Below are 2272 nucleotides of genomic sequence, written 5' to 3'. Positions count from 1 at the left end.
CTCGCGGCGGTGCGCCGCCTGCTTCCGGGCGCGCCGCTCTTTGCCGACACGCCCGCAAACCCGACCGAATCGGCCGTGCGGGCGGGTCTCGACTACTACCGGGCGGCCGGCTGCGACGGCCTCGTGGCAGTGGGCGGCGGCTCGCCCATCGACCTCGCCAAGGGCATCGGGCTGATGGCCACCCACCCGGGGCCGCTCGAGACCTATGCGGCGATCCTTGGCGGAATGACGCGCATCACGGCGGCGGCCGCGCCGGTGATCGCGATCCCGACCACGGCCGGCACGGGCAGCGAGGTCGGGCGCGCCGCCCTGCTGACGCTCGACGACGGCCGCAAGCTCGGCTTCATCAGCCCCCATCTCATCCCCCGGCAGGCGATCTGTGACCCCGACCTGACGCTTGGCCTGCCGGCGGGCCTGACGGCCGCGACCGGCATGGACGCGCTGACCCATTGCATCGAGACCTTTTTATCGCCGCGCGACAACCCGCCGGCCGACGCCATCGCGCTCGATGGCGCCGCCCGCGCCTGGCGGGCGCTGCCGACGGCGGTCGCCGATGGCCGGGATGCCGAGGCGCGACGCGACATGATGATGGCGGCGCTGCAGGGCGGCCTGACGTTCCAGAAGGGCCTCGGCGCCGTGCATGGGCTGTCGCATGCGCTGGGCGGCATGAGGGAGCCGGTGCTGCACCACGGCACGTTGAACGCCGTGCTGTTGCCGGCCGTGCTGCGGTTCAACGCCGAGGCGGCCCCGGCCAAATTCGCCCGCCTGCTCGGGGTGCTGGGCCTCGCGCCCGGCACCGATCTCGCCGACACTGTAGCGGCCTTCACGGCCTGCCTCGGCCTGCCGGCGACCTTGTCGGCCATGGGCGTGCCTCGCGCGGCGCTGGCGGACGCCGCGGCGGCTGCCGAGCGCGACCATTCCACGGCCACCAATCCCCGCCCCGTCGATACCGCCGCCTACCGCCGGCTGCTCGACGAAGCCTTTTGATCGCAGCCCCACCCGCGTCACGCCAAAAACCCAGTTGCATTCCGCCACGAATCCGTTATCACCACCTCACACCGCCGCGGCGGTTATGGATGCGGGTGTAGCTCAGTGGTAGAGCACAACCTTGCCAAGGTTGGGGTCGAGGGTTCGAATCCCTTCGCCCGCTCCAAACAAATAACGGCTTAGAATCGGCTCGCTTCGGCGGGCCGTTCTGTTTTTAGGCGCCTCGGGCTCCTTGTGGCATGCGGTGGCCTCACTGCCATGCACCTGCCGACCCTGTCTAAATTTATCGGGGCCGGACGATCTGGGCGGGCGTGAGGTTTGTGCGGCTCCGTCAGTGTTCGGCGAGGCTGCATTGGGCGACACATGCTGTGAAGCGGCAGGAGCTGAATCGATCGTCCTGAGCCCCAGCGTTGCGGTTTGCTCCTTGGCACCGCTAAGACGATGCCTTCGTGGAGCGATGGACGAGCCTTAAATGTTTGATCCCAGGCTTTGATGGTGCACTCTTTTCGTTGGAATGGAAGGATGCGCTATGGGCCAGATTCTCCACGGGAACGCTACGACGACAGAGGCGGTCCGTCGAACGATACAGCATAGTTAAGAGAGCCTGAGGGCCCTGGCGAAGCGCTACGGCATCAACCAGAAGAGGGTCGCCAAGTGGAAGCGGCGGACCTCGGTCGTTGATCGACAGACCGGCCCGAAGGAGGCACGCTCGACCGTGCTGTCGCTAGAGGAGGAGGCGGTCGTTGTCGCCTTCCGCAAGCACACGCTGCTGCCGCTCGACGACTGCCTCTACGCCCTTCAGCCGACCTTGCCGCGGCTAACGCGATCATCGCTGCACCGCTGCCTGCAGCGGCATGGTATCTCGTAGCTGCCGCAGGGCGAGGGCGAGGTTTCGGTCAAGCGGAAGTTCAAAGCCTACCCGATCGGCTTTTTCCACATCGACATCGCCGAAGTCCGCACCGAAGAGGGCAAGCTCTCCCTGCTGGTCGCCATCGACCGCACGTCCAAGTTCGCCTTCGTCGAGTTGCACGAGAAGGTGGCCCGCAGAACCGCGGCCGACTTCCTCCGGCATCTCGTCGCCGCAGTGCCCTACAAGATCCATACGGTGCTGACCGACAACGGCGCTCACTTCACGACACCGGGGAACACCGGCTCGGCTGCACCCGACATCAGAGCCGCCATGGAGGCCGGGGAGCCGTTCCTTGCACACGCTTTCGCGTACGCCTGCGCCTAGAGCATCGGATACTCAATCGCACGCGTAGCCTGCGTGCTTGAGGTAGTTCCA

At 67.1% G+C, this 2272-nt stretch carries 1 protein-coding gene, 1 tRNA gene and 1 pseudogene; all 3 read left to right on the top strand.

The window, feature by feature from the left end:
* Nucleotides 1-987: iron-containing alcohol dehydrogenase (locus tag P7D22_RS22870; RefSeq protein WP_319936548.1), on the top strand; the 987-nt coding region annotated here is incomplete at its 5' end.
* Nucleotides 988-1078: 91 nt separating this feature from the next.
* Nucleotides 1079-1153: transfer RNA gene (locus P7D22_RS22865), tRNA-Gly, on the top strand.
* Between the two features lie 363 nt (nt 1154-1516).
* Nucleotides 1517-2122: pseudogene (locus P7D22_RS22860) on the top strand (DDE-type integrase/transposase/recombinase); the annotation flags it as partial.
* Nucleotides 2123-2272 lie beyond the last annotated feature (150 nt).

The sequence above is a fragment of the Lichenihabitans sp. Uapishka_5 genome (assembly GCF_033947565.1).
In the GTDB taxonomy this organism is placed as follows: Bacteria; Pseudomonadota; Alphaproteobacteria; order Rhizobiales; family Beijerinckiaceae; genus Lichenihabitans.
This window is presented reverse-complemented; position numbering and strand designations above follow the sequence as displayed.